Source organism: Mesorhizobium sp. SEMIA396 (assembly GCF_024518615.1).
Classification (GTDB): domain Bacteria; phylum Pseudomonadota; class Alphaproteobacteria; order Rhizobiales; family Rhizobiaceae; genus Mesorhizobium.
Map to the genome: position 1 here is coordinate 331,783 of NZ_JANIFC010000001.1, position 24,859 is coordinate 356,641.

The following is a 24,859-nucleotide window of genomic DNA, read 5'->3' on the forward strand; positions in this document are numbered from 1 at the left end:
AATACCAGTATAGGTCCAGTCAGGAATGTTTTGATCCTGGGTGCTTCTCGCGCGGGAGGAAGGGCAATGACAACCGTGAACCTGATCGGGCTTGTCAGTCGGGAAATGGAAGCGACAGCGTCCGATGTGCCGCTTTACAGACGGTTGAAATCGGCGATCGAGGCGGCGATCCGCTCCAACGCGTTGAAAGCCGGCGCGGTTCTGCCAGGCGAGCGGGTTCTGGCGGAAGCCCTGTCGATCTCGCGAGTCACTGTGAGAAAGGCCCTGGCGCTGCTCGAAGAGGAAGGGCAGCTCAATCGCCGGCATGGTTCCAAAACCGAGATCGGGTCGCGGGTCGAAAAATCGCTTTCGACGCTGACGAGCTTTTCGGAGGACATTCTGGCGCGCGGCCTGAAGCCTGGATGTCTATGGCTTTCCAAGCAGATAAGCCGCCCATCCCCGGCCGAAATGATGGCCTTGGGTATTGCAGGCAATACCAATGTGGTTCGCATGCGTCGTGTGCGGACAGCCGATGGCGCGCCGATCGCCGTCGAGGTCTCGGCCGTGCCGGTTCGCTTCCTTCCTTCGCCCGGGATGGTTCAGGATTCCCTTTATGAAGCGCTTGATGCACGCGGCTTCCTGCCTCAGAGGGCAATCCAGCGCATGCGCTCGCGCGGCGCATCGCTGGAGGATGCAAAGCACCTTCATTGTGACGCGGGCGCACCGCTGCTGATGACCGAGCGCCGCTGCTTTCTCGCCGACGGACAGATCGTGGAATACTGCGAGACACGCTACAAAGGAGACGTCTACGATTTCGTCTTCGAGCTGCAAAGATAATACCAGTTATGAACTGGTTGTAATCTGGTATTTTCCATTTATCGTGATGGCGACAAGGGAGTGCCGACGTGCAGCGGGAAGACATTGCCAACAGTCTCATCGTGTCCTGCCAGCCGGTTCCCGGCGGCCCGATGGACAGTGCGCAATTCGTGACGGGCTTTGCCAGGGCCGCTGTTGAAGCCGGAGCCAAGGCCCTGCGCATCGAATCCGTGCCCTATGTCGCGGCCGCCCGCCTGACCGTCCGCGTGCCGATCATCGGTATCGTCAAGCGCGATCTCACCGACAGCCCGGTGCGCATCACACCCTATCTGGCCGATGTCGAGGCCCTGGCCGAGGCGGGCGCCGATATCATCGCTTTCGATGCGACGGAGCGTGTCCGTCCCGTTCCTGTCGAAGCGCTTGTGAAAGCCGTCAAGGCCAGGAACAAGCTGACCATGGCCGATTGCTCTTGCCTTGACGATGCGCGCCGGGCCCTTGCCGCGGGTGTCGATTTCGTCGGCACGACGCTTTCCGGCTATGTCGGCGGGCCGGAGCCGCAGGATCCGGATATCGCCCTCATCGCTGAAATGCGAACCCTGACCCCCTACGTCATTGCCGAAGGGCGTATCCGGTCGCCTGAGCAGGCGGCTGCCGCCGCGCGCGCCGGCGCCTGTGCCGTGGTTGTCGGCTCGGCGATCACCCGTACCGAGCACGTCACCTCATGGTTCCACCAGGCGCTTTCCGACGCCTATGCGGCGAGGGGCGCGCAAACCGCCCTTGGCACAAGTGTCCTGGGCCCAACCGTTCTGGGCCCATCCGTCCTGGGCCCATCCGTCCTAGGCATCGACATCGGGGGAACCAAGACCATGGCCGCGCTGGTCAGCGATGGCACGGTGATCGAGGACAAGATCGTGCGGACCGCGCGAGAGGCTGGACCCGACGCCTGGCTGGCATCCCTCGCGCAAAGCACGTCAGCCTGGTCGAGCCGCTTCAGCCGCATCGGCATTGCGGTGACCGGACTGGTGCAGGATGGACGCTGGTCGGCATTGAATCCGGCAACCCTTGGCATTCCCGATGACTACCCGCTGGTCGAAAGGGCATCCGCTGTTTTCGGCAAACCGGTCTGTGCGTTCAACGATGCCCAGGCGGCTGCCTGGGGGGAATACAAATTCGGCGCCGGGCAAGGTCGCGACATCGTCTTTTTGACCATCTCGACCGGAATTGGCGGCGGCATCGTTTACAACGGCCGATTGCTGTCCGGTCTAGCCGGTCACTTCGGTCTGATCCGTGGTCTGTCTGAAGACCGGGCTCCGCTCGAAGACAGCACGTCCGGCCGCTGGATCGCTTCGGAGGCCCTCAAGGCCGGTTCCAAGGCGGACGCCGCCGATGTGTTCGGACACGCGCTGAAGGGCGAGGACTGGGCCGGCGCCATCGTCTCGCGAAGCGCCTCGCGGGTCGCGGCGCTGTGCCGGGACATTCAGATGATGTTCGATCCGAAATCGATCGTCATCGGTGGCAGCATCGGTCTTGCAGAAGGCTATCTCGACCGGGTGCGCGCACATCTGAGCGAGGTCCCGCCGCGCCTTTCCCCCGATCTCGTGGCGGCGAAGCTCGGAGGCCACGCCGGCGTCATCGGTGTTGCCGATCTCGCCGAATGGGCAAGGTAACGGCGCCCGGTCATGCCATGCAAAAATCATCAAAAAGAAGGGAACGATCATGAAATTGAGCAGGACATCTTTTGCGCTTATGGCCACCCTCCTTGCGGGGACGGCTTTGCCGACCTTTGCCAACGCAACCGTGACCGTGCTCGGCTGGCCTGGCGGCTCCGAGGAAACCGCACTGCGGGCAACCGTGGAAACCTACAACAAGCAGGCCAGCGATGCCGACAAGGTGGAGCTGCTGTTCTTCAACCGGGAAGGCTTTTACGACAAGCTGCAGGCTGACATGGCGGCCGGATCCAGTGCCTTCGACGTGAACCTCGTCGCCACCTACTCGCTCGGTCGCTACGCGCCCTATATGGAGCCGGTCGATCTTGGCGCGGACGCGGCCAAGGTTTTCGGCGAATCCGTTCTCAAGACGATGCAGTTCGACGGCAAGCAATACGGCGTGCCGACAGACCTTTCGTTGCACTTCATGTACTACCGCAAGGATCTCATCGACGCCTTGATCGGGGATGACGCCGCCAAGAAGACCTATGGTGAAATCGCCCAGAAATATCTCGGCAAGCCGCTGCAGCCGAAAGACCCGGACAGCTGGACCTGGGACGACTGGGCGGCCACCGCCCTCTATTTCACCAAGCAGGTGAACCCCGACAGCCCGGTGCGTTATGGCACGGTCCTGCAGATGAAGAACCTGCTGTTCAACATGATGGTCTTCCAGTCCCTGCCGCGCTCCTACGGCGGCGACTGGATGGACAAGAACGGCAATGTCACGGTGGATTCCGATGCCTACAAGACCGCCCTCGAGCTCTACAAGAAACTCTATGATGCTGGGTCTTCGCCCAAGGATTCGCTGAGCTACGAATATGCGGAAACCAACGCGGCCTTCGCATCCGGCCAGGCCGCGACGGCGCTGCAGTGGAATGCCGCGGCGGCGGATCTGACCAGCACCGAAAAATCCCCGGCCGTCGCCGAGGTGACCGGGATCGTCGCACCACCGGCAGGTCCCGACGGACGCGCCGATCATATCCACGGCCTTGGTTTGGGCCTTAACAAGAACGCCAAGAACAAAGAAGGCGCCGTCAAGTTCCTGAAGTGGCTCGCCACCGAGGATGCGGCCTTGCTCTATGCGCGCAGCGGCGGTTCGCCGGCATTGTCTCCCGATGTCGTGGCCAAGGTTGCGAAGGAACGTCCCGACCTCGTCAAGCTCGGCGAATTCGCCAGCAAGTACGGCTATGTCATGACCGGAGCGACGTCCGCGAGTGCGCTCCCGGTCTATGAGCTGCAGGCAAAGGAGTTCACCGGCTACTGGTCCGGCCAGCAGAGCCTCGAGGATGCGCTCGCCCACACCAAGGCGGGCATGCAGGTCCTTCTCAAGAAATGAACCATTTGCCGGACGCCGGGTCGAGGCTCGGTGTCCGGCGCGTTTGGCGGATCGACATGGCCCTTGTGACACGTGCCGAAGGCAGGATGTATCTGACGCCGCTGGTCGGCTTCCTGCTGCTATTCCTCGGCTTTCCGGCGATCGTCAATCTGATCTATTCCGTTTCGACCGTCACATTCGAGACGCTGCGCAGTCCGGTGTTGAGCGGTTTCGCCAACTATGTCGCGGTGTTGAACGACCGCGAATTCTGGAGCTCGGCCTGGTTCTCTCTGCGCTTCGGTATTCTTACCGCATCAGCGGAATGTCTGATCGGCCTTTTCCTTGCCATCTTCCTGGCGCCGCTTCTGAGCAAGCGACCAGTCCTGATGGCGCCGTTGATGCTGCCGCTTATGGTCGCGCCGGCCATGGTCGGTCTCATGTACCGGCTGGTGCTGCATGAATTCGCGGGCCCCGTCCCCTACTATCTCTTCGAATGGTTTGGCGACAGCCCGGCCTTCCTCGACATCAACAATGCCTTCCGCACCCTTGTCGTCGTGGAGACGCTGCAATGGACGCCTTTCGCCTTCCTGCTCTTCTACATGGCCTATTCGGCCATACCGCTCGACGTGCGCGAAGCCTCCTCGCTCGATGGCGCATCACCGTTTGAGATCGTTCGGTGGATCGACCTGCCGTTGATGAAGCCGACGCTGGTCATCGCGTTTTTCATCCGTTTCATCGACGGTTTCCGGGTGTTCGACAATGTCTATGCGCTGACCGGCAGTGGCGCTGGCGGTTCAACGACGTCCTTGTCGATCTACATCTATCAGGCCTTCTTCAAGGAAGGGGCTATCGGCAAGGCGGTCGCCGCTTCGGTTATCCTGTTCCTGGCGTCGTTCATCGTTCTCCACGGCCTTAACCGGCTTGCCGGCCGCAGGAAGCGTTGACGATGGTCAGGGCACTGCGCTGGATCGTTTTTGCCATCGCCGTGCTGGCGATGAATTTCCCCATTATCGTGACGCTGATCACATCGCTCAAAAGCCAGCGCGAGCTTTCGACGAACCCCGGTTTGTGGATCAGCCAACCGACGCTCGACAACTATCTGGAGGTTCTGACGCAGACCAGCCGCTTCAACATCTATGCCTACCTGCTGAACAGCACCGTGGCGGCGCTGATCGGAACCGGCCTTGCGATCGTGCTCGCGTTCCCGGCTGCCTATGCGATCGCGCGTAGCGAGGCGGGAAAGCGCTTGGTCCTGCCGATCGTCATCAACCTTCGCGCCGTACCGCTGATCATCTTCGCGATCCCGCTTTACATGATGTATCAGTGGCTGGGCCTGCTCGATACGCAGATCGGGCTCGGGCTCATCCTGACCATCGTCAACGCGCCTCTTGCGCTCGTCATCCTGGTGAACGCGATTTCAGATGTACCGGTCGAACTCGACGAGGCGGCGAAAGTCGATGGCGCAAGTTCCTTGCAGGTGATGATGATGATCGTCCGGCCCGTCATCCGACCGGCGCTCGTCACAACCTTCATTTTCGGCTTCATCACTGCCTGGAACGAGTTCCTCTTCGGTCTCATGCTGACAACCAGCCGTGCCGTGCCGATGACGGTCGGCGCGTCCTTCTTCTTCGCCGCAAGCGGCGGCGGCGTAAAATGGGGAACCGCTTCCGCGGTCATGATGCTGGGCGCCTTGCCGCCGGCCTTGCTGGGTCTTGTGATGTATCGGCAGATATCAGGATCCATGACCGCTGGAGCGGTCAAAGGCTAAAGCAAGACGAAGTTCGTCGTTCTGACTAGTTGGACAACCCTATCCGACAGGGCGAGCGCACTTGTCAGGCCAGGTGACTCGATTCCGAAAAGACTGATCAGCCGTCCGGACTGATCTGCCAGAATGTCGAAATCGCCGAACTGCAACCCGTTCGTTTTAGGCCGCAGCCCGCAATAGCTCGGCTCCAGTTCCCCGTCCCTCAGCCCCGGCCAGTAGCGTCGGATGGCCGCGTAAAATGGTGTGGCCCGAGTTGGGTCGACCGCGTAGCCGACCTCATCGACGGGCTCGACGTCCGGCCCGAAACGAACCGATCCGGCCATATCCAGCGTCAGGTGAACTCCGAGGCCGCCTGGTTCCGGAACCGGATAAACAAGATGGTTGAAGGACGGGCGGCGTCCAAGCGCAAAATAATTGCCTTTGACGTAGGTGACATCTGGGATTTTGCCGCCATGCCCGCCCGCAAGGCTCCGGGCAACGAGATGGGCTGACAATCCGGCCGCATTGATGACCAGATTTGCGGCGATCCGATAGCCTTCCATATCGCCGCCAAACTGGAGCTCGCAGCCCGTTTCGGCGACGTTGCCGCCGAGAACCGGCGCGCGAAACGCAAAGGTGGCACCGGCATTCTCGGCATCGCCCTGTAGCCCCAGCATCAGCGCGCGGCTGTCGACGATCCCCGTGCTTGGGGACAAAAGCGCGCCGGCAACCTCCAGTTCAGGTTCAAGCCGTTCCACATCCGCGCGGCTGAGCATCTCCAGGTCCGCAACACCATTGTCCGCAGCCTTGGTCCGGATCCCCTCCAGGATCGGCAATTCCGCGTCGCTGGTAGCGACGATCAGCTTGCCGATGCGTTGGTGCGGAATCCCGCGCGCTTCGCAATAGCGGTAAAGCGCGTTCTTTCCTTCGACGCATAGCTGCGCTTTCAGGCTGCCCTTAGGGTAGTAGATGCCGGCATGGATGACCTCGCTGTTGCGGCTCGACGTGCCCAGCCCGGGGCTGTCCTCGGCCTCCACGACAAGAACTTCGCGTCCCTCGAGCGCCAGCCGCCGCGCAATCGCCAGACCGACGACGCCGGCGCCGATGACGATGCAATCGACTTTCTCGTCGGGGACCCCCATCGTCATTCGCCAGCCCCTGGGGCACAATGCAGGACGTGCAAGCAGGCCTCACCAGAATTCCGGCCCGCCGAAAGCACCACAAGCATGAGATGTCACTCCATCGGCCGTTTTCTGTCCGAGCGTGCAACGAAATAAAGCACCGCGATTGCGGCAAATACCATAATGTTGATGATCGACGAAAGCGCATAGAGCTCCGGCTTGACACCATAGCGCAGTGCGCCCCAGGCGACCGATGGCATGGTAGGCGTGGCGCCGGGTAGAACGAGATATTTCCGGCCATTGAGCGACAGCACGAAGGCTACGATCAGGCTGCCAAATAAACCTGACCATGCAGGAATGCGTCATCGCCTTCGATTATCGAGGTACGCCGAACAAGCTGGTCGCGGATTTCATTTCGGTGGTAAACCGCGTCTCCCAAGGCCACGATAGCCAAGTTGCGATGTAGTGGCGCGCCATGTTTGTCGTGTCCATGTCTTCGGAATACGCATGCGGTTCGGCTTCGATCCGGCTCGGCCCGGCGGCGCGCATGCAGGGTCAGTATGACCGCAGCCTCGCCGCTCCAGGAACGCATTCGCAATCAGCTTCGGGCTCAGTTCTTCGAGCGAATTCAAGTCGGTGAGCGGATCAACGAGGCGGAGATCGCGGCGACCCTTGGCGTCTCGCGTACACCTGTGCGTCACGCTCTGGTGCAATTGCAGGGTGAAGGGGTCGTAACTTACGAGCCCAACCGCGGCTCGATTGCTCGAAGCGATCCAGCCGGGCGCTCGCCGAGATCAGGTGGGGTCGCTTTCTCTCGACGAGAAAGTGATGCGCGACATGGCACTCGGTGTCCTGGATGGGATCATCAGCGAGCGGGCACTGCTGGCGCGCTACAATGCGACGCCGGGCGCGCTGACCTCGACGTTGCGCCGGCTGATGCGCGACCAACTCGCCGAACCGTCTCCCGAAGGCCGACATCGAAAGGCTGCTGCGCGAGATCAACGGCGAGGCGGATGAGCGGGACGATCAAGCCGCTTGAATTCGACGGCGCGTGCCCGCCGCAGCCCAGCTGCAAAGGCGCCGGTTCAATGTTTGATTGACTGAACCGCTCCAACTCACTGTTTTTGCGCGGCTACTGAAGGAAGGCCGCTGCACGCCTTTCCTGGAGTTGCGCTACAGAAATTATCCCCGGCCCAGGATCATCTCCGCTGCCCGGTGCCCGATCATCATGCTGGGGGCATTGGTGTTGCCGCCGATCAGCTTCGGCATCACGGACGCATCCGCGACCCGCAAGCCACTGATGCCGCGCACCTTGAGCGTTGCCGGGTCGACGACGGCCATCGCATCGGTCCCCATCTTGCACGTCCCCACCGGATGATAGACGGTGAGCGCTTCGGCACGCAGATAGGCGAGGATCTCGTCATCGCTGCGAACATCCTTGCCCGGCAGCATCTCCGTCCCCCTGATCGGGTCGAACTCGGATGCGGCAAAGATTTGACGCGCGATCTTGATGCCTTCGACCAACACCCTGGCATCCTCGTCGTTCGAGAAGAAGCGATGATCGATCAGCACATCCCGGTTCGATGCCTGGCCTGACAGTTTGAGTTCGCCGACGCTTTTGGGCCTGAGCACGCAGGTGTGCATTGCGTAGCCATGGCCGTACTCCACCAGCCTGCCGCGATGGCTGCGATAGCCGGGCACGAAATGGAACTGGATGTCGGGAATGCCGTTCGCATACTTCGTCCGGGCAAAGCCGCCGGCTTCGACGTAGTTGGTGGTGAGCATGCCCTTGCGGCCGGCAAAATACCGGAAGGGCGCAGCCAGCACGCGGGGCAGGTTGGGCAGCGACAGGCCGAGCGTCTTCGTGCTCGAGGAGCGGACCGTGATCATGCCGTCGATATGGTCCTGAAGGTTCTTGCCCACGCCCGGCAGATCGACAACCGGCTTTATACCGATCGCCTGCAGCTCGGCGGCTGCGCCGATGCCGGACGCCAGCAAGATCTTCGGTGAATTGATCGCCCCGGCCGAAAGCACGATTTCGCGGCGGGCCGACAGCGTCTTCTGCTCGCCCTTGTACCGCACCCGTACCCCTGTCGCGCGTTCCTCGGCTATATCGAGGTCGATCACTTCGCATTCGCTGAGGATTGTGAGATTCTTGCGATCGAGCACCGGGCGCATGAAGGCGGTGAAACTGCTGAAGCGCTGGCCGCGATCCTGGGTGACATTGTAGATGCCGAGGCCGAACTGGCTTTCGGCATTGAAGTCGCTGTTGGCCGGAAGACCGGCATTGTTGCCGGCCTTGACGAACATCGACGACAGCACATTCGGATCGCGCGGCTTGTCGACCAGCAGTTCCCCGCCTGTACCGTGGTAGTGCGGGTCCTGGCCAAGCAGGTTGCGCTCGAGCTTCTTGAAGACGGGAAGCACGTCGCTGAATGCCCAGCCTGCGCAGCCGAGTCGCGACCACTCGTCATAGTCCTGCGCGGCGCCCCTGATGTAGACCATCGAGTTGATGGAACTGGAGCCGCCCAGCGCCTTGCCGCGATTGACCGGAATCCTGCGGCCGTTGAGGTTGGGCTGAGGCACGCCGACATAGCAGTAGTCATAGTTCGGATTGCCGTAGAGCGAGAGGATGCCGGCAGGCACCTTGACCCGCAGGCCGCTGTCGCTGCCGCCGGCTTCGATCAGGCACACTTTGTGGGACGGGTTGGCGCTCAGGCGATTGGCAAGGACACAACCGGCCGAGCCTGCGCCGATGACGATGTAGTCGTAGTCAAGATTTTCGGTCTGCATGGCCAGCCCCTTTGAGAATGGAGATGCCGGGGCGGCGCGCGCCCCGGCTGAGCGGCTCATTGCAGAAGCTGCGTCCAGACCTTGGTGACGAGTTCCTGCGCCGCCGGCGAGCAGGCCTGGCCCATCTTGACGGGAACGGTCGGGAACAGCTCCGGAGCGTTCTCCTTGTTGTAGAGCGCCTTGCTCTCGTCGATCTTCACCGGCGAAGAGTGGCCGTAATAATTGTACTGCGCCGTCGCGTTGTCGATCTGGGTCATGAAATCGATGAACTTCTTGGCGTTCTCGATATTGGTCGCGCCCTTCGGCACGACATAGGAATCCAGCCAGCCGACCAGACCTTCTTTCGGCATCGCGTATTCGACATTGGCCTTGTCGTTGCGGCGAAGCCTCATGGTGTTGCCGTCCCACCAGAAATGGGCGGCAACCTCGCCGCTGCCGATGCGGTTTTCGATGTTGTCGCTGGAATAGGCCGCCACGAATGGCTTCTGCGCCAGCAAGAGGTCGAGCACGCGCTTCATCTCCTGCGGGTCTTCGCTGCAATATTTGATGCCGAGATAGTTTTCCGCTGCCGGAATGACTTCGTCGGGCTGCGCCAGGCTGGCGATCTTGCCGCGCAGCTCCGCCGGTGGCTCGAAATAGGTCTTCCAGCTGTCGACCGGGCCTTTGTAGAGGTCGCGGTTGACGGTGTAGCCGGCATTGCCGAAGGCGAGCGGGATCGAATGATTGCCTGTCGCATCCCACCACGGTTTCTGCCAGTCCGGCAGGACTTGGCTGTAGGCCGCCATCGAACTGGCGCCGAAATCCTCAAGCAGCCCGCTATCGATCATGATCTTCACGAAGTGCTGCGAAGGCGTGACGATGTCGTAGCCCGACGAGCCGGCCTGCAGCTTGGTGAGCAGGTCCTCGTTGGATGAGAAGGCGTCGACCGTGACCTTTATGCCGGTTTCCTTCTCGAATTTCGTGACCATCTCGGGCGAGATGGAATCCGCCCATGCGTAGATGGCCAGGCTGCCCTCGGCGAGAGCGGGCACGCTAAAGGCGAGGCTCATGGCACCGGCCATGGTGAGCGCTGCAATTTTAGTCGTCATGTCATTCCCCTGTTTGTTGTTCTCCCAGGGGCGACGATAACAAACTGCCGGGTTCGATAAATTCGATTTGCCCGACGCCTTGATTAGGAAAAACTACGCCGCTGCTACTGCCGTCGCTGAAGCAGGAAGGCCACGGTCGCCAGCACCACCGAAACAATCATGATCAAGGTCGAGATTGCGTTGAGCTGCGGCGACACGCCCTGCTTGATCAGCGAGAAAATGTAGACCGGCAGCGTGGTGGCGCCGCCGGAATTCAACAGGTTGCTGGTGATGAAATCATCCATCGAGATGACGAAGGCGAGCATGGCGCCGGCGAACACACCCGGCAGGATGAGCGGCAGCGTGACGCGACGAAAGGCGACCCAACCGGTTGCATAGAGATCGCGGGCGGCTTCCTCCAGATCGAAGTCCATTCCCTGCAGGCGGGCGCGTATCGGCAGGAAGGCGAACGGGATGCAGAAGGTGGTGTGGGCGATCATCAGCTTCACCATTCCGTTGGCGAGCCCGATCTCGGAGAAGAGGATCAGGACGGCGACAGCAACGACGATTTCGGGCAGGAGCAGCGGCAGGTTCACCACCGCTTCGGAGATGCGGCGGAACCGGACATCGCGGCCGCGCACCAGCACCAATGCCGCCATCAACGCGACAAGGGTCGAGGCGACTGTGGCGACCGTGGCGACGAGCAGGGAGGTCTTCACCGCTGTCATCAGGTTGGCGTTGGACAGAGCGGTGGCGTACCAGTGCAATGAGAAGCCGCCCCAATTGGAGACGATCCGGTTCGCATTGAAAGAGTAGAACACCACGACGGCGATGGGCAAATAGAGATAGGCGAAGAAGATCGCGCTGAAGAGACCGAAGCCCGGATAGCGCCTGACATCATCGTCCGCGTTCATGCCGCACGCTCCATGCCTTCGGTGCGCATCGAGCGCAGACCCTGGAAAATCAGGAAGACCATGACCGCGGCCATCAGCACGATGGCGATGGCGGCGCCGAGCGGCCAGTTGCGGGCGCCACCGAACTGTAGCTGGATGAGATTGCCCATCATCATGGTCTTGCCGCCGCCGAGCAGGGTCGGCTCCAGGACCGCGCCGAGGCTTGGAACGAACACCAGGATCGCGCCGGCGATCATGCCGGGCCGGGTGAGGGGCAGGATAACGCGGCGCAATGTGGTGACGCGGTTGCCATAGAGATCATGCGACGCCTCGATGAGCGCAGGGTCGAGTTTCTCGATCGAGGCGAAGATCGGCAGGATCATCAGCGGAATGTAGCTGTAGACGAGACCGAGCAGCATGGCGGTGTTGCCGAACAGCAGCGAGTCCATGTTGTCGACGAGGCCGAGACCGCGAAGGGTCTTTTCGACGACACCATCCTTGCCAAGGATGATGATCCAGGAATAGACGCGCACGATCATCGAAACCCAGAATGGCAGCGTGACGAGATAGATCAGCAGCACTTTGATCGCCGGCCGCTGCAGCGCTATGAAATAGGCGACCGGGAAGCTCAGGAGCAGGCAGATCGATGTTGTCACGGCCGACAGGACCAGCGTTCTGGCAACAACGATGAGATATTGCGGATTGAACTCCATCTCGCCGGTCCAGCCTTCGTTGAACAAAAGCTGCTTGTAGGGCGCTGTGGTGAACACATATTCGAACCCGCCGTAAGGTCCGCGCGTCGAGAACGACACCACGATGATGATGCCGATCGGGATGATCAGCGTCAGCAGCATGATGAGATGGGCCGGCAGCAGGCCGAGGACATTCCAGTCGGGACTTTTTGTGCGTGCCTTCATGCGCCGAGGATCCGCACGGATTCGGCGGCAAAGCCAACTTTTACCGATTGCCCGATTTCGAACATCTGGCCGCGGCTGAGGCTGTTGCGCTTGGAGATGCGCAGCTTGGTTCCGCCCGCTTCAACGAGATAGTATGTGTAGCCGCCAAGATAATTGGTGCTCATGATCGTGCCGTCGACAGCGATCGGGTTGTCCTGCGCGGGCAGGCTGATTTTTTCCGGACGTATCGAGATGAAGGCCTTCTGGCCGGCGACCGCATTCTTGTGAGAGGCCGTCAAGGTCATGCCGAGTTGCGTTTTCACGGTTGCCTGCTCGCCGTCCACGGCAATCACGTCAGCATCGAGGAAGTTGGTCTCGCCGATGAAATCGGCGACGAAGCGGTTCGACGGCTCCTCGTAGATCGCCGCGGGTGTGCCAAGCTGCTGGATCTCGCCATCGCCGAGAACGCAGATGCGATCCGACATGTCGAGCGCTTCTTCCTGGTCGTGGGTGACGAAGACGAAGGTGATGCCGGTCTTGCGCTGCAGGATGCGCAGCTCGTCGCGCATGGCCTGGCGCAGCTTCAGATCGAGTGCGGAGAGCGGTTCGTCGAGCAGCAGCACTTCCGGTTCCGGCGCCAGGGCGCGGGCGAGCGCGACGCGCTGGCGCTGGCCGCCCGACAATTGCTGCGGCTTGCGCCCGGCAAAGGCCTCCATATGGACGAGACGAAGCATATCGGCGACGCGCTTATCGCGGCGGCCCTTTGACCAGCCGAGGTTTTCGAGCCCGAAGCCGATGTTCTGTTCGACGCTCATATGCGGAAACAGGGCGTAGCTCTGGAAGACGGTGTTGACCCGCCGCTTATGCGGGGGGAGTCCCTGTATGTCCGAGCCGTGCAGGAAAATCTGCCCCGCCGTCGGCTGCTCGAAACCGGCGATCATGCGCAGCAGGGTGGTCTTGCCGCAGCCGCTCGGGCCGAGCAGCGTGAAGAACTCGTTGTCGTAGATGTCGAAGGAAACAGGCTTCAGCGCCTGATAGGTGCCGAACACCTTGGAGACGCCCTTGATCTCGACGGCCTTTCGAGGTGCGCCGTGGCCAGCCTCGTCATTCATGGTCAGGCGCTCCGGTCAGGACTTTTGCGAGCTCGGCGATGAAGGTGATCGACGCCGCGCCACTGAGAACGGGCGCGGCGTCGATCAGGTAAGTTACATCTTCTCCCATTTGCCGCTGCGGACGACGAACATGTCGATGTCGATGGCCATGTTGGTCTGTCCGTTGGCATCGAACGAGACGTCTCCCAGAATGCCGTCGTGGTGGATGTCACGAATGGCCTTGCTCAGCGCCTCCTTGTCGTCGAGGCCTTTTTCCTTGATGACCTGAAGCAGGATCTGCGTCGCCTCGTAGGCATATTTCGCATAGGAGCCGGCAGGATCGGGATAAGCCTTGGTTTCATAGGCCTTGTTGAACTCCTCGAGCTTGGGGTTCGACTGGACGGCCGGAGTTCCGGCGATGGTGCCCTCGGCGGCAGCTCCCGCGATCTCGATGAATTTCGGGTCGTAGATGCCTGAAATTCCGTACATCGGCAGATTGCCCATGCCGAGGTCGGCCATCTGGCTGCGCACCAGCGCTGCTTCGGTGACGACACCGCCGAAATAGACCGCGTCGGGCGACGCTGCCTTCGCGGTCGTCAGCATGGCGCGGAAATCGGTCGTGCCGACAGCTGCGGCATCCGAAGAAACGACCTCGCCGCCGGCCGCCTTGAAGAAATCGCCGAACCATTTGGTGTTGGCCGCACCGTAGTCGGTGGTGTCGGAGATGATGGCGATCTTCTTGATCTTGCCTTGCTTGGCGATGGCTTCGGCCAGCGGTTTGTTCTCGTTGACCAGCGTCGGCGTGACGCGGGTCACGTTCGGGAAGTTCTGTTCGGTAATCTTCGGGCTGACCGCGCCCCAGACGATGAACGGCATCTGCGAGCGGTTGAAGACCGGGATCGTCGCCAACGCGACCGAGCTGTTCCAATGCCCCGTTGCCGCGACCACCGCGGGATCGTTGACCAGCTTCTGCGCCGCCGAAACGCCGACCGCCGGATCGGAGGCGTCATCGAGCACGACGCCTTCCACCTGGTGCGGATAGCCGCTGGCATTGGCCTGCTCGATGGCGAGCAGGAAGCCGTTGCGGGCGCCGAGGCCCTGCTGGGCGTTGCCGCCGGAGAGCGGCCCGATGAAGCCGAGCTTGATCTGGTCGGCCTGCGCCTGGGCGGCGCCCAGGGCGATGGCAAACAGAGAGCCGGCCAGAATTGACGATACGCGGATAAGCGCACTGCGCCTGTTTTGCATGGTTCCACCTCAAACAGAATTATCTGCCGCCGTCGTAGCGACCCGGCCGATCGTGATCGTCGGCTGATCATCAGTGTACGGGCGCGTATTCAGTGACGAAATTCGGAAATTGTGACTCGTGAGTTCGGAGATTCGTTCTGTCCGCCCGGGATGGCGATTGATACCTGTCGGCTTCAATCGAGAGACCGACCGCATGGCGGAACTGCTTGTCCAGCAACTGGTGAACTGGATAACCCTTGGCTGCATCTATGCCTTGCTGGCGATCGGATTCAGCCTGATCTTCGGTGTCTTGAACGTCATTCATTTCTCGCACGGCGATGTCGCGATGACGGCGCCGTTCATCACGCTGGCGCTTGCCCAGGCGTTGGCGACCGCTCTTGGCGCCTCGGGGCCCGCCTGGCTGGTGCTTGCGGTTCCGGTCGCCGTGTTCGCCGTCGGTTTGATCGGCGTCCTGCTGGACAAGGTGGTCATCAGGCGCTTCCGCGATGCGCCCGCCATGATGGCGCTGGTGGCGACCGTGGCGCTCGGCATCGTCATCCGCGAGCTGATCCGCCATCTCTATCCGCAGGGATCGAACCCGCATGCCTTCCCGCGCCTGGTGTCGGGCATGGCTTTCGAAATCTCCGGCGTTGCCATCAGCTGGTTCGCGCTGCTGGTGGTGGTGCTGACCGTCGCGCTGGTTGCCATGCTGTTTGTCTTCCTGCGCATGACCCCGCTCGGGCTGCGCATCCGGGCGGCCTCGGAGGACCGGGTCGTGGCGCGCATGATGGGCATCCGCGATGCACGCGTCTTCCGTGCGACGTTCTTCATTGCCTCGGCTATCGGCGCCATCGCTGGACTTCTGTTCGCAAGCTATGCCGGCGTGACACGGTTCGACTTCGGCGTCATGGCCGGCCTGCTCGGCTTTTCCGCCGCGGTCATCGGCGGCCTCGGCTCGATGCCGGGCGCCATACTGGGCGGACTGATCATTGCCGGCATCGAAGTGCTGGCGCAGACATTCGTGCCGGACGGCGCTTCCTACCGGCTGGTCTTCGTCTTCCTGCTGGTCATCGCCGTGCTCATCTTCCGCCCCGCCGGCCTGCTTGGGCGCACCGTCATGGAGAAAGTCTAGCATGCAGGGTCGTGCTTCACCCGACGTGCCGGGCATAGCCGCGGCCACGGTCTTCGCCATCGCCTCGCAAATCATCGGGGCAGCGTTCCTGTACCTCATCCTCAAAGTCGACGGCGGCTGGCAGGTGGTCGGCCTGCTGGCCTTGCTCGGCCTCGGTTTCTATCTGCTGGAGAGGCTGCCGTGGATCGCCGACTATGCGTTGGCGAGCTTTGCCCGGGTTCCGCTCGTGGCGATGATCACTGCGGCGGTCATCGTCCTGGCCTTTCCGTTCTTCGTCGGATCCAACACCTATATCCTCCATCTGCTGATCGTCGCCGAGCTTTATGCGGTGCTGGCGCTGGCGCTCAATTTCCAGCTCGGCAGCGCCAACATCCCGAACTTCGCCACCGGCGCTTCCTACGGCATCGGCGCCTACGTGTCGGCGCTGCTGGCGATCAATTTCGGCGTCAGCTTCTGGCTGACGCTGCCGGTCGCGGCGCTGGCGGCGACCCTGTTCGGTTTCATCATCGGCATCCCGTCGATGCGCACGCGCGACACTTATCTGGCGCTTGTCACCATCGCCTTCGGTGTCGTGGTCCAGCAATTGCTGAACAATTTCAGCTGGACCGGCGGACCCAACGGACTGGTCGGCATTCCGGCGCCCAGCCTGTTCGGCCATTCCTTTGCCGATCCGCTGGTGATCTTCTGCTGGAAGCTGCCGAGCCAGGCGAATTTCTATTATTTGTCGGCCGCACTGGTCGTCGTCGCCATCGTCACCGCGCATCGGCTGCACGGTTCGCGCATCGGTCTGGCCTGGAATGCGCTGCGCGCCGACGAGATCGCCGCCAAGGCGCAAGGCATCAATGTGGCGTGGTTCAAGGTTCTGGCCTTCGCCGTCGACGCCTTTCTCGCCGCCTTCGCCGGCACGATCTACGCCTTCTACGTCTCCTACATTTCTCCCGACAATTTCACCTTCCTGGTCTCCGTCACCATCATGACCATGGTCATCGTCGGCGGCATGGACAATATTTTCGGTGTCATCGTCGGTGCGTTCCTGCTGACCATCCTGCCGGAGAAATTGCGCGCGTTCGCCGACTACCGCCTGCTGTTCTTCGGCGTCGTCATCATCGGCTTCCTGATGATCCGGCCGCAAGGTCTGTTCCCGCAACGCATGCGGCGCTACGGAGGCGGACTGTGAGCGCGCTTCTCAAGGTCGAGAATTTGACGATGCGCTTCGGCGGCCTGGTCGCGCTCAACGATGTCAGCCTGTCGATCGACAAGGGCGCGGTGCTCGCCGTCATCGGCCCGAACGGCGCCGGCAAGTCGACGCTGTTCAATGTCGTGACCGGCGTCTACCGGCCAACCTCCGGTCGCGTGACCTTCGACGGCGCCGAGATCACCGGCCGCCCGTCCTACGAAGTTGTCGACCGCGGCATCGCCCGCACATTCCAGTCGTCGCGTCTGTTCTCCGACCTCAGTGTCCTCGACAACGTCATCATCGGCATGCACACCCGCACCAGGACCGGCGTGCTGACCGCGCTGTTTCGGCCCGGCGCGTCGCGCCGTGAGATGGCGGCCTGCGTGGAAAAGGCCGAAACCCTGCTCAAGCTCGGCTCCGGCGACCTGTTCGAACAACGCTACCGGCCAGCGGGCACGCTGGCGCAGGCCGACAGGCGACGGCTGGAAATTGCCCGCGCGCTCGCATCGCAGCCCAAGCTCTTGCTGCTCGACGAACCTTCGGTCGGCATGGACGACACGGAAACCGACGCACTGGTGGCCGACATCACGCGGCTGCGCGTACAAAACCCTGCTCTGTCGGTAGTTCTGATCGAGCACGACATGCGGGTGGTCGAAGCGTTCCCGCAGCATGTCACCTGCATCGACTATGGCAGCAAGATCGCCGAGGGCGACTTCGCGGCGGTGCGCGCCGACCCGCGCGTCCAGGAAGCCTATCTCGGGAAGGCGGTCGCCCATGCTTGAACTCAGGGATGTCGATACTTCCTATGGCGCGGTGCCGATGCTGCGCGGCGTGGCGATGAGCGTACGCCCCGGCGAACTGGTTTGCCTGCTCGGACCGAACGGCGCCGGCAAGACGACAACCTTCATGACAGTCTGCGGTGTCGTGCGAGCGCAGCGCGGCAAGGTCGAGGTGATGGGCAGGGACATGGCGACGCTCGGCACGGAAAACCTGGCGTCGCTCGGCGTCGGGCTCGTTCCCGAAGGGCGCCGGCTGTTCCCCGGCCTGACCGTGATGGAGAATTTGCGCCTGGGCTATGATGCGGTGTCGGCCAGGGGGCCCAATTTCGCGGTGCAACTGGACAAGATGTGCAAGCTTTTTCCGCGCATCCATGAGCGTTTGCGCCAAGTCGCCGGCACGCTGTCCGGCGGCGAACAGGCGATGGTGGCGCTGGCGCGCGCGCTGATCGGCGAACCCAGACTGGTGATCATGGACGAGCCGTCGCTCGGCCTCTCGCCAAAACTCATCGGCGAGTATTTCGAGATCACAAGGGAAATCCATCGCCAAGGCACGACCATCCTGTTGATCGAACAGAATGCCGAAATGGGGCTGGGCATCGCCGATCGCGGCTATGTGCTGGTCAAGGGTAAGGTCGCCCAGGAGGGGCCGGCAAAGGAGTTGCTCTCGTCCAAGGCGGCCAGAAGCCTTTATCTCTGAGCCGTCCGTTTCTTCTGACTCAACAGTGATGATCCACGCCCCGCGCTCCACATCTTCGGCCATGCTTCCCGGCATTTAGGGACAAGCTAACCACTGCCACATGAAATCATAATTTTCGCTGCCCGGTGCCTCCAGTAAACCAACGATCAGATCTCCGCCGCATCCGCAGACACTCCCGGGGAGAGCCAGAAAGGGCCGCTGAAATGCCAGTCGAAACGGTAGACACGCTTGTTGTTGGCGGCGGCCAGGCGGGGCTGGCCATGAGCGAGCATCTGAGCAAGTGCGGGGTGCCGCATCTCGTGCTCGAGCGAAGCCGCATCGCCGAACGCTGGCGTACCGAAAGATGGGACTCGCTGGTTGCCAATGGTCCCGCCTGGCATGATCGTTTTCCCGGCATGGAATTTCCGGATGCCGGTCCCGACGCCTTTGTCGGCAAGGAGAAGGTCGCCGACTATTTTGTCGCTTACGCCGGCATGATCGCTGCCCCCATCCGCTGCGGCGTGGAGGTCAGGAGCGTGGAAAGGCTTGTCGGCCGTCCCGGCTTCCGGGTCGAAACCTCGGATGGCGTGATCGAGGCCAGGAGCGTGGTTGCCGCTACCGGGGCTTTCCAGCATCCGGTCATTCCGGCGGTTGTCCCCGGGGATGCCGGAGCGATGCAGATCCATTCCAGCGCCTATCGCAATCCGGGCCAGTTGCCCGAAGGTGCGGTGCTGGTGGTCGGCTCCGGGTCCTCGGGGGTGCAGATCGCCGACGAACTCCAGCGCGCGGGACGGCGCGTCTACCTCTCGGTCGGGCCGCATGATCGGCCGCCGCGGGCCTATCGCGAGCGTGACTTCTGCTGGTGGCTGGGGGTTTTGGGCAAATGGGACGCTCAAGCGCCGGCGCCTGGCACCGAACACGTCACCATCGCGGTGAGCGGCGCGCGGGGCGGCCAGACGATCGACTTCCGGCGTCTTGCCGCGCAAGGGATAATGCTGGTTGGCCGGACTGAATCCTACAAGGACGGGGTTCTGACCTTCGCGTCGGACTTGGCTAAAAATATCGCGCGCGGCGATGCGAACTACATGTCGGTGCTGGACGAGGCCGACGCCTATGTCGCTCGCAACGGCCTCGACCTTCCAGAGGAGCCTGCGGCCCGCGAGATCGGACCGGACCCGCAATGCATGACCGATCCCATTCTCGAGCTGAACCTGGCGGAAGCCGGGATAGGTTCGATCATCTGGGCAACGGGTTTCACCGTCGATTACAACTGGCTGAAGGTCGATGTGTTTGACGAAAAGGGCAAGCCGAAGCACCAGCGCGGCGTGTCGACCGAGCCGGGAATCTATTTCCTGGGACTGCCGTGGCAATCGCGGCGGGGGTCGAGCTTCATCTGGGGCGTCTGGCACGACGCCCAGCATGTGGCGGACCATATCTCCACGCAGCGCAAGTACCTGGCCTACCATGCGTCCGCGAAGCGCGAGACCAAAGTGGCATGGAAACGGACGTCCCGACCTCGAGCCGACTGACGGAGACCAAGATGGCCCATACAAGAATTCGCAAGTTCAACACCAAGGACACCTATCCCGAGCAGAAGCTCGACAATGATCTGTGCCAGGCGGTCGTTACGCGGGGCGGCAGGACCGTCTATCTGCGCGGCCAATGCCCGCAGGACCTCGACACGGCCAAGAATATCGAAAGCCATGATCCGGTCGAACAGACGCACAAGGTCATGCAGAACATCCGCCAGCTGATCGAGGAGTGCGGCGGCACCATGGAGCATTTGGTCAAGGTGGTGGTCTACATTACCGATGTCCGCTATCGCGAGGCGGTCTACCGCACCATGGGCGAGTATATCAAAGGCGTGCATCCCGTCTCGACCGGCCTTGTCGTGCAGGCCCTGGCGCGGCCGGACTGGCTGGTCGAGATCGACGGCACCGCAGTTATCCCGGATTAAAGTCATGACATTCTCCATCGTCGCGCGGTGCAGCCGCACCGGCATGTTCGGGGTCGCGGTGTCCTCCTCGTCGCCTGCTGTGGCGGCGCGCTGCGCCTATGCGCAGGCGGGCGCCGGCGCCGTTGCCAGTCAGAACGTCACCGATCCTACGCTGGGACTGCGCGGTCTCGAATTGCTGGCGCGCGGCGCGTCGGCGGCAGAGGCGATTGTCATATTGAAGCGCACCGGTGCCTATCCCGAATACCGGCAGGTGCTGGCTGTCGATGCCGCCGGGACGACCGCTATCCACTCAGGGCCCAAGGCGCTTGGCATCTGGGCGGAGGCGCGTGCGGACAATGTCGCCTGCGGCGGCAACATGCTGGCCCATGACGGCGTTCCGCAAGCCATGGTCGAGGCTTTCCTGGCGTCGGAAGGGCATCTCGGCGACCGCCTCATCGCGACCATGCGCGCCGCGCTGAAAGCGGGCGGCGAGGCCGGCCCGGTCCATTCGGCTGGCATGAAGCTGGTGCGCGAGGTTGCGTGGCCGGTCGCCGATCTGCGCTGCGACTGGACCGACGACTGCCCGATCGAGCAACTGGCGACGCTGTGGGAACTCTACAAGCCACAGCTCGATGCCTATGTGACCCGTGCCATAAACCCATCCGATGCGCCGAGCTACGGCGTGCCGGGCGACGAATAGTCAAGACAGGGGTCGCCTGCGATGAGCGAACTCAGCCACAAGGACTGGATCGGCAAGGCGTCGGCGATCCGTTTTCGCGACAAGGCGTTCATCGACGGCAAGACGGTTGCGGCGCGTTCGGGCCGGACTTTTGCCAGCGTCAATCCGGCAACCGGCGAGGTGCTGGCCGAAGTGGCGTCCTGCGGTGAGGAAGACATCGATCTGGCGGTTGCCGCAGCGCGGCGCAGCTTCAACGCCGGCGTCTGGTCGCGGACCAGTCCGGCGCACCGTAAGGAGGTGCTGCTGCGGCTGGCGCAATTGCTGCGCGAAAACCTGCATGAACTGGCTCTGCTGGAATCGCTCGACATGGGCAAACTGGTCAGGGATGCGGCCGCGGTCGACGTTCCCGGCTCGGCAGCGATCTTCCAATGGTATGGCGAGGCCATCGACAAGATCTATGGCGAAGTGGCGCCGACCGGCGAAGGTGATCTGGTGCTGGTGCGGCGCGAACCGCTTGGCGTGGTCGGCGCGGTGGTGCCGTGGAATTTCCCGCTCGACATGGCGACCTGGAAATGCGCGCCGGCACTGGCGGCAGGCAATTCGGTGGTGCTGAAACCCGCCGAGCAGTCGCCTTTGTCGGCCCTGCTTCTGGCGGAACTGGCAATGGAAGCGGGCCTGCCTGCAGGCGTGCTCAATGTCGTGCCCGGCCTTGGCGAAACCGCCGGCCAGGCGCTTGGCCGCCATATGGATGTGGATTGCCTCGCCTTCACCGGTTCGACCGCCGTGGGCAAGATGTTTCTGCAGTATTCCGGCCAGTCGAACATGAAGCAGGTCTGGCTGGAAACCGGCGGCAAGAGCCCGAACCTCATCTTTGCCGATTGCGGCGATCTTGACACGGCAGCCGACATGGCTGCCTTCGGCATCTTCTTCAACCAGGGCGAGGTCTGTTCCGCCAATTCACGCCTGCTCGTCCAGCGCGGCATCAAGGATGCCCTGATGGAGAAACTGGTGCAACGTGCGGCGGCCACGCAGCCCGGCGATCCGCTCGATCCGGCTTCGAAAATGGGCGCGATGGTCGATGCCCGCCACGCGGCCAATGTCATGCGGTTCGTCGAGGCCGGCAAGAAAAGCGCGCGCCTGGTCGCGGGCGGCGACCTGGTCACGGTCAATGGGCGCGGCAGCTTTGTCCAGCCGACCATCTTCGACGATGTCGCACCTGCCGATCCGATTGCTCGCGACGAGATCTTCGGGCCGGTGCTTTCGGTCATCGCCTTCGACGACGAGGCCGACGCGATCCGCATCGCCAATGACAGCCCCTATGGGCTGGCCGCATCGCTGTGGACCGACAGCCTGTCGCGCGCGCATCGTATCGCCGGCCGGCTGCATGCCGGCACGGTTTCCGTCAACACGGTCGACGCGCTGAGCCCGATGACGCCGTTCGGCGGTTTCAAGCAATCCGGCTTCGGCCGCGACCTGTCGCTGCATGCGCTCGACAAATACACCGCGCTCAAAACGACATGGATCAAATACTGATGGGCGCCTAAAGCGCATCGCGATTGAACGGATTCAAGCGATGCGCTTTAGGCCTTTGCTCTATGCATGTCATTTGCGCAAAACCGGGGCCACTTTTGCGCGACATGCATTAGGCTTGATCGAAGCCCTCAAACCAGCAACATAGCCAGCCATGCCGCTACGCTTCACGCTCAGACAGCTGGAATATTTCGTCGCCGTGGGCGAAGCCGGTTCCATCGCTAAGGCGGCCGAACAGGTCAATGTATCGCCGCCATCGATTTCGGCCTCGATCGCGCAGCTGGAAACCGAGTTCGGTGTCCAGCTGTTTGTCCGCAAGCATTCGCACGGCCTCTCGCTGACGGCCGGTGGCCGCATCTTCCTCAAGGAAGCCGCCCGGCTGCTCAACGATGCAGACGCCTTGCACGACGTCGCCGGCGACTTTGCCGAGAAGGTGCGCGGCCCGCTGGCGGTGGGATGCCTGCTGACCTTTGCGCAAATCGTGCTGCCGGCGCTGCGCATGCGGTTCGAACGCGCCTATCCCGATGTGCGCGTGCGCCAGTTCGAGCGCAATCAGGGGCAATTGCTCGAGATGCTGCAGCGCGGTGAAATCGATCTTGCCCTGACCTACGATCTCGAACTGTCGCAGGACATGACCTTCGAGCCGCTGATGCTGGTGCCGGCCTATGTCATGCTGCCGGCGGGGCATCGCTTTGCGGCAAAGGCGTCGATCACGACGGAGGAATTGGCCGACGAGCCGATGGTGCTGCTCGACCTGCCGTTCAGCCGCGAATATTTCCTTTCGGCATTCCACCAGCGCGGGATCCGCCCCAACATTGCCGAGCGCACCGGCGACATCGCCGTCATGCGTTCCATGGTGGCCAACGGCTTCGGCTACGGCATCGCCAATATGCGGCCGCTCAACACGCTGGCGCCGGACGGCAAGCCGCTGGTCTTCGTGCCGCTGGACGGCGATCTGCGGCCGCTGACCATGGGCGTCGCCTTGCCCAGTTCCGAACACCGCACGCAAACCGTCCAGGCCTTCATCGACCACTGCCGGCATTTCGTCGTCGAGCAAGGCGTGTTCGGCGCCGAGCGGGCTGTCGGCCAGGCAGCACTTCCACAGAAGTAGCCCCGGTTAAGCCAACTGCTGGTCGGCAAGCCGCTGCAGCAATTTTTCCAGCATGCCATCGCAACGGCGCATCTGCTCGACGCTGACGAACTCATCCGGCTTGTGTCCCTGCGCCATCGATCCCGGTCCGCACACGACCGTCGGCGTGCCGAGATCGCGGTTGAACAGGCCGCCCTCCGTGCCGTAGGCAACCTTGATGGTGTTGTTGGCGCCGGTCAGCGATTTGATGAAAGCGACGGCTTGCGAACTGACCGGCGTGTCCAGGCCGGGATAGGTGTTGGTGATGTCGATGTCGATTGCCGCCTCGAGCGCGATAGCCGAGGCTTCGGTGGCAATGCGCGCGGCCTCCACGCGCAGACGCTCGAGAATCTCATGCGGGTCGTCGGCCGCGACATTGCGGATCTCGAAGTCGACCTGGCAGAGGTTCGGCACGATGTTCAGCGCCACGCCGGCGTTGATCTTGCCGACATGGACGGTTGTGTAGGCAATGTCGTAGTCGCCGTCGCGGGCGCCATCGCGCACCAGCCGGTCCTGTTCGCGGCGCAAGGCGGCGACGAAATCGCAGCCGAGATGGATGGCGTTGAGCGCCAGCGGGGCCATCGCCGAATGGCCCTCGCGTCCCTTGCAAAGCGCGCGTGCGGCAAGCTTGCCCTTGTGGCCCGTCGCCACCTGCATATCGGTCGGCTCGCCGACAATGCATAGCAACGGCCGCTGCGGGGCTGCTTGCAGCATGTCGATCAGGCTTCGCACACCAATGCAGCCGATCTCCTCGTCGTAGGAGAGCGCCAAATGCAGCGGCGTGCGCAGCGTCATTTTCGAGGCTTTAAGGCACGCCGCGAGCGCGCAGGCCACAAAACCCTTCATGTCGGCTGTGCCACGTCCGTAAAGCTTGCCGTCTCGGCTCGTCATCTCGAAGGGCGGCAGCGTCCAGGCCTGGCCGTCGACGGGGACGACGTCGGTGTGGCCGGACAGCATGATGCCGGAAGCGTCGGCCGGTCCGATGGTGGCAAACAAATTGGCCTTGTGGCCGTCCTCGCTGTGGATGATCCGGCTGTCAATGCCATGCGCGTCCAGCAGCTCCGCCACGTAGCCGACGAGGGCGAGGTTCGAATCGCGGCTCACCGTCGGGAACGCGATCAGTTTTTCAAGGATCTGGATGCTGTCCATGCGTCTTGTGTCTCATTGGGCGTGCGC

At 62.5% G+C, this 24,859-nt stretch carries 24 protein-coding genes and 1 pseudogene; 16 read left to right on the forward strand and 9 right to left on the reverse strand.

Going from position 1 to position 24,859, the window contains the following annotated elements; translation table 11 throughout:
* Positions 1-66: 66 nt before the first annotated feature.
* The 5 genes from NP503_RS01635 to NP503_RS01655 all read left to right on the forward strand — a co-directional run bounded on the left by NP503_RS01635 (position 67) and on the right by NP503_RS01655 (position 5,584).
* Positions 67-816, forward strand: coding sequence for a GntR family transcriptional regulator (locus tag NP503_RS01635; protein WP_127267075.1), 750 nt, complete (start codon positions 67-69; stop codon positions 814-816).
* A 131-nt stretch (positions 817-947) separates the two neighbouring features.
* Positions 948-2,462, forward strand: coding sequence for a putative N-acetylmannosamine-6-phosphate 2-epimerase (locus NP503_RS01640; RefSeq protein WP_236382763.1), 1,515 nt, complete (start codon positions 948-950; stop codon positions 2,460-2,462).
* 79 nt (positions 2,463-2,541) lie between these two features.
* Positions 2,542-3,837, forward strand: coding sequence for a sugar ABC transporter substrate-binding protein (locus tag NP503_RS01645; RefSeq protein WP_236382706.1), 1,296 nt, complete (start codon positions 2,542-2,544; stop codon positions 3,835-3,837).
* Positions 3,838-3,893: 56 nt separating this feature from the next.
* Positions 3,894-4,760, forward strand: coding sequence for a carbohydrate ABC transporter permease (locus NP503_RS01650; RefSeq protein ID WP_127267078.1), 867 nt, complete (start codon positions 3,894-3,896; stop codon positions 4,758-4,760).
* A gap of 2 nt (positions 4,761-4,762) precedes the next feature.
* Positions 4,763-5,584, forward strand: coding sequence for a carbohydrate ABC transporter permease (locus tag NP503_RS01655; protein WP_127267079.1), 822 nt, complete (start codon positions 4,763-4,765; stop codon positions 5,582-5,584).
* On the opposite strand, the gene NP503_RS01660 is transcribed toward NP503_RS01655, so the two are convergent.
* Both NP503_RS01660 and NP503_RS01665 read right to left on the reverse strand, forming a co-directional pair.
* Positions 5,581-6,708 (reverse strand): NAD(P)/FAD-dependent oxidoreductase, encoded by a 1,128-nt coding sequence (locus NP503_RS01660; RefSeq protein ID WP_236382710.1) that lies wholly within the window; start codon positions 6,706-6,708, stop codon positions 5,581-5,583. The genes NP503_RS01655 and NP503_RS01660 overlap by 4 nt on opposite strands.
* 86 nt (positions 6,709-6,794) lie before the next feature.
* On the reverse strand, positions 6,795-6,941 hold the full coding sequence (locus tag NP503_RS01665; protein WP_164748837.1) for a hypothetical protein: 147 nt from the start codon (positions 6,939-6,941) through the stop codon (positions 6,795-6,797).
* Positions 6,942-7,241: 300 nt separating this feature from the next.
* Between NP503_RS01665 and NP503_RS01670 the strand changes: the two are divergent.
* A pseudogene (locus tag NP503_RS01670) lies at positions 7,242-7,424 on the forward strand (GntR family transcriptional regulator); the annotation flags it as partial.
* Positions 7,425-7,440: 16 nt separating this feature from the next.
* Positions 7,441-7,698, forward strand: a complete 258-nt coding sequence (locus NP503_RS01675; protein ID WP_245481055.1) for a hypothetical protein — start codon at positions 7,441-7,443, stop codon at positions 7,696-7,698.
* Between the two features lie 165 nt (positions 7,699-7,863).
* Here NP503_RS01675 and NP503_RS01680 read toward each other — a convergent pair whose 3' ends face one another.
* From NP503_RS01680 to NP503_RS01705, 6 genes are all read right to left on the reverse strand, one after another.
* A complete protein-coding gene (locus NP503_RS01680) occupies positions 7,864-9,474 on the reverse strand; it encodes a GMC family oxidoreductase (RefSeq protein ID WP_127267082.1) in 1,611 nt (536 codons plus the stop codon).
* A 56-nt stretch (positions 9,475-9,530) separates the two neighbouring features.
* Complete coding sequence (locus NP503_RS01685; protein WP_127271527.1) at positions 9,531-10,562, reverse strand: extracellular solute-binding protein; 1,032 nt, start codon at positions 10,560-10,562, stop codon at positions 9,531-9,533.
* A 104-nt stretch (positions 10,563-10,666) separates the two neighbouring features.
* Positions 10,667-11,455 carry an ABC transporter permease gene (locus NP503_RS01690; RefSeq protein ID WP_127271529.1) on the reverse strand — a complete coding sequence of 263 codons (789 nt, stop codon included), beginning with the start codon at positions 11,453-11,455 and terminating at the stop codon, positions 10,667-10,669.
* Positions 11,452-12,351, reverse strand: a complete 900-nt coding sequence (locus NP503_RS01695) for an ABC transporter permease (RefSeq protein WP_127271531.1) — start codon at positions 12,349-12,351, stop codon at positions 11,452-11,454. The genes NP503_RS01690 and NP503_RS01695 overlap by 4 nt, the downstream gene beginning before the upstream one ends.
* Positions 12,348-13,442 (reverse strand): ABC transporter ATP-binding protein, encoded by a 1,095-nt coding sequence (locus NP503_RS01700; protein ID WP_127271533.1) that lies wholly within the window; start codon positions 13,440-13,442, stop codon positions 12,348-12,350. Before NP503_RS01700 ends, NP503_RS01695 begins: the two co-directional genes overlap by 4 nt.
* A 93-nt stretch (positions 13,443-13,535) precedes the next feature.
* Positions 13,536-14,666: a branched-chain amino acid ABC transporter substrate-binding protein gene (locus NP503_RS01705; protein ID WP_127271535.1), complete on the reverse strand. Its 1,131-nt coding sequence runs from the start codon at positions 14,664-14,666 to the stop codon at positions 13,536-13,538.
* 193 nt (positions 14,667-14,859) lie between these two features.
* Here NP503_RS01705 and NP503_RS01710 point away from each other — a divergent pair, with 193 nt between their 5' ends.
* From NP503_RS01710 to NP503_RS01750, 9 genes are all read left to right on the forward strand, one after another.
* On the forward strand, positions 14,860-15,777 hold the full coding sequence (locus NP503_RS01710) for a branched-chain amino acid ABC transporter permease (protein ID WP_127267120.1): 918 nt from the start codon (positions 14,860-14,862) through the stop codon (positions 15,775-15,777).
* 1 nt (position 15,778) lies between these two features.
* The gene (locus NP503_RS01715) at positions 15,779-16,954 is read left to right on the forward strand and encodes a branched-chain amino acid ABC transporter permease (protein ID WP_127267119.1); all 1,176 of its coding nucleotides are present in this window, start codon (positions 15,779-15,781) and stop codon (positions 16,952-16,954) included.
* A complete protein-coding gene (locus tag NP503_RS01720; RefSeq protein ID WP_236382713.1) occupies positions 16,951-17,736 on the forward strand; it encodes an ABC transporter ATP-binding protein in 786 nt (261 codons plus the stop codon). Before NP503_RS01715 ends, NP503_RS01720 begins: the two co-directional genes overlap by 4 nt.
* The gene (locus tag NP503_RS01725) at positions 17,729-18,430 is read left to right on the forward strand and encodes an ABC transporter ATP-binding protein (protein ID WP_127267118.1); all 702 of its coding nucleotides are present in this window, start codon (positions 17,729-17,731) and stop codon (positions 18,428-18,430) included. Before NP503_RS01720 ends, NP503_RS01725 begins: the two co-directional genes overlap by 8 nt.
* A gap of 203 nt (positions 18,431-18,633) precedes the next feature.
* Positions 18,634-19,938, forward strand: coding sequence for an NAD(P)/FAD-dependent oxidoreductase (locus NP503_RS01730; RefSeq protein ID WP_127267117.1), 1,305 nt, complete (start codon positions 18,634-18,636; stop codon positions 19,936-19,938).
* Between the two features lie 11 nt (positions 19,939-19,949).
* The gene (locus tag NP503_RS01735) at positions 19,950-20,366 is read left to right on the forward strand and encodes a RidA family protein (RefSeq protein ID WP_127267116.1); all 417 of its coding nucleotides are present in this window, start codon (positions 19,950-19,952) and stop codon (positions 20,364-20,366) included.
* Positions 20,367-20,370: 4 nt separating this feature from the next.
* Positions 20,371-21,045, forward strand: coding sequence for a DUF1028 domain-containing protein (locus NP503_RS01740; RefSeq protein WP_127267115.1), 675 nt, complete (start codon positions 20,371-20,373; stop codon positions 21,043-21,045).
* Between the two features lie 21 nt (positions 21,046-21,066).
* Positions 21,067-22,557, forward strand: coding sequence for an aldehyde dehydrogenase (locus NP503_RS01745; RefSeq protein ID WP_127267114.1), 1,491 nt, complete (start codon positions 21,067-21,069; stop codon positions 22,555-22,557).
* Between the two features lie 151 nt (positions 22,558-22,708).
* Positions 22,709-23,665: a LysR family transcriptional regulator gene (locus tag NP503_RS01750; RefSeq protein ID WP_127267113.1), complete on the forward strand. Its 957-nt coding sequence runs from the start codon at positions 22,709-22,711 to the stop codon at positions 23,663-23,665.
* A 6-nt stretch (positions 23,666-23,671) separates the two neighbouring features.
* Here NP503_RS01750 and argE read toward each other — a convergent pair whose 3' ends face one another.
* Positions 23,672-24,832, reverse strand: coding sequence for an acetylornithine deacetylase (argE, locus tag NP503_RS01755; RefSeq protein WP_127267112.1), 1,161 nt, complete (start codon positions 24,830-24,832; stop codon positions 23,672-23,674).
* Positions 24,833-24,859 lie beyond the last annotated feature (27 nt).

Excerpts from the sequence above, each read along its gene's own strand:
- NP503_RS01635 (WP_127267075.1), top strand. The coding sequence starts at position 67 with ATGACAACCGTGAACCTGATCGGGCTTGTCAGTCGGGAAATGGAAGCG.
- NP503_RS01640 (WP_236382763.1), top strand. The coding sequence starts at position 948 with ATGGACAGTGCGCAATTCGTGACGGGCTTTGCCAGGGCCGCTGTTGAA.
- NP503_RS01645 (WP_236382706.1), top strand. The coding sequence starts at position 2,542 with ATGGCCACCCTCCTTGCGGGGACGGCTTTGCCGACCTTTGCCAACGCA.
- NP503_RS01650 (WP_127267078.1), top strand. The coding sequence starts at position 3,894 with ATGGCCCTTGTGACACGTGCCGAAGGCAGGATGTATCTGACGCCGCTG.
- NP503_RS01655 (WP_127267079.1), top strand. The coding sequence starts at position 4,763 with ATGGTCAGGGCACTGCGCTGGATCGTTTTTGCCATCGCCGTGCTGGCG.
- NP503_RS01660 (WP_236382710.1), bottom strand. The coding sequence starts at position 6,708 with ATGACGATGGGGGTCCCCGACGAGAAAGTCGATTGCATCGTCATCGGC.
- NP503_RS01665 (WP_164748837.1), bottom strand. The coding sequence starts at position 6,941 with ATGCCATCGGTCGCCTGGGGCGCACTGCGCTATGGTGTCAAGCCGGAG.
- NP503_RS01680 (WP_127267082.1), bottom strand. The coding sequence starts at position 9,474 with ATGCAGACCGAAAATCTTGACTACGACTACATCGTCATCGGCGCAGGC.
- NP503_RS01685 (WP_127271527.1), bottom strand. The coding sequence starts at position 10,562 with ATGACGACTAAAATTGCAGCGCTCACCATGGCCGGTGCCATGAGCCTC.
- NP503_RS01690 (WP_127271529.1), bottom strand. The coding sequence starts at position 11,455 with ATGAACGCGGACGATGATGTCAGGCGCTATCCGGGCTTCGGTCTCTTC.
- NP503_RS01695 (WP_127271531.1), bottom strand. The coding sequence starts at position 12,351 with ATGAAGGCACGCACAAAAAGTCCCGACTGGAATGTCCTCGGCCTGCTG.
- NP503_RS01700 (WP_127271533.1), bottom strand. The coding sequence starts at position 13,442 with ATGAATGACGAGGCTGGCCACGGCGCACCTCGAAAGGCCGTCGAGATC.
- NP503_RS01705 (WP_127271535.1), bottom strand. The coding sequence starts at position 14,666 with ATGCAAAACAGGCGCAGTGCGCTTATCCGCGTATCGTCAATTCTGGCC.
- NP503_RS01710 (WP_127267120.1), top strand. The coding sequence starts at position 14,860 with ATGGCGGAACTGCTTGTCCAGCAACTGGTGAACTGGATAACCCTTGGC.
- NP503_RS01715 (WP_127267119.1), top strand. The coding sequence starts at position 15,779 with ATGCAGGGTCGTGCTTCACCCGACGTGCCGGGCATAGCCGCGGCCACG.
- NP503_RS01725 (WP_127267118.1), top strand. The coding sequence starts at position 17,729 with ATGCTTGAACTCAGGGATGTCGATACTTCCTATGGCGCGGTGCCGATG.
- NP503_RS01730 (WP_127267117.1), top strand. The coding sequence starts at position 18,634 with ATGCCAGTCGAAACGGTAGACACGCTTGTTGTTGGCGGCGGCCAGGCG.
- NP503_RS01735 (WP_127267116.1), top strand. The coding sequence starts at position 19,950 with ATGGCCCATACAAGAATTCGCAAGTTCAACACCAAGGACACCTATCCC.
- NP503_RS01740 (WP_127267115.1), top strand. The coding sequence starts at position 20,371 with ATGACATTCTCCATCGTCGCGCGGTGCAGCCGCACCGGCATGTTCGGG.
- NP503_RS01745 (WP_127267114.1), top strand. The coding sequence starts at position 21,067 with ATGAGCGAACTCAGCCACAAGGACTGGATCGGCAAGGCGTCGGCGATC.
- NP503_RS01750 (WP_127267113.1), top strand. The coding sequence starts at position 22,709 with ATGCCGCTACGCTTCACGCTCAGACAGCTGGAATATTTCGTCGCCGTG.
- argE (WP_127267112.1), bottom strand. The coding sequence starts at position 24,832 with ATGGACAGCATCCAGATCCTTGAAAAACTGATCGCGTTCCCGACGGTG.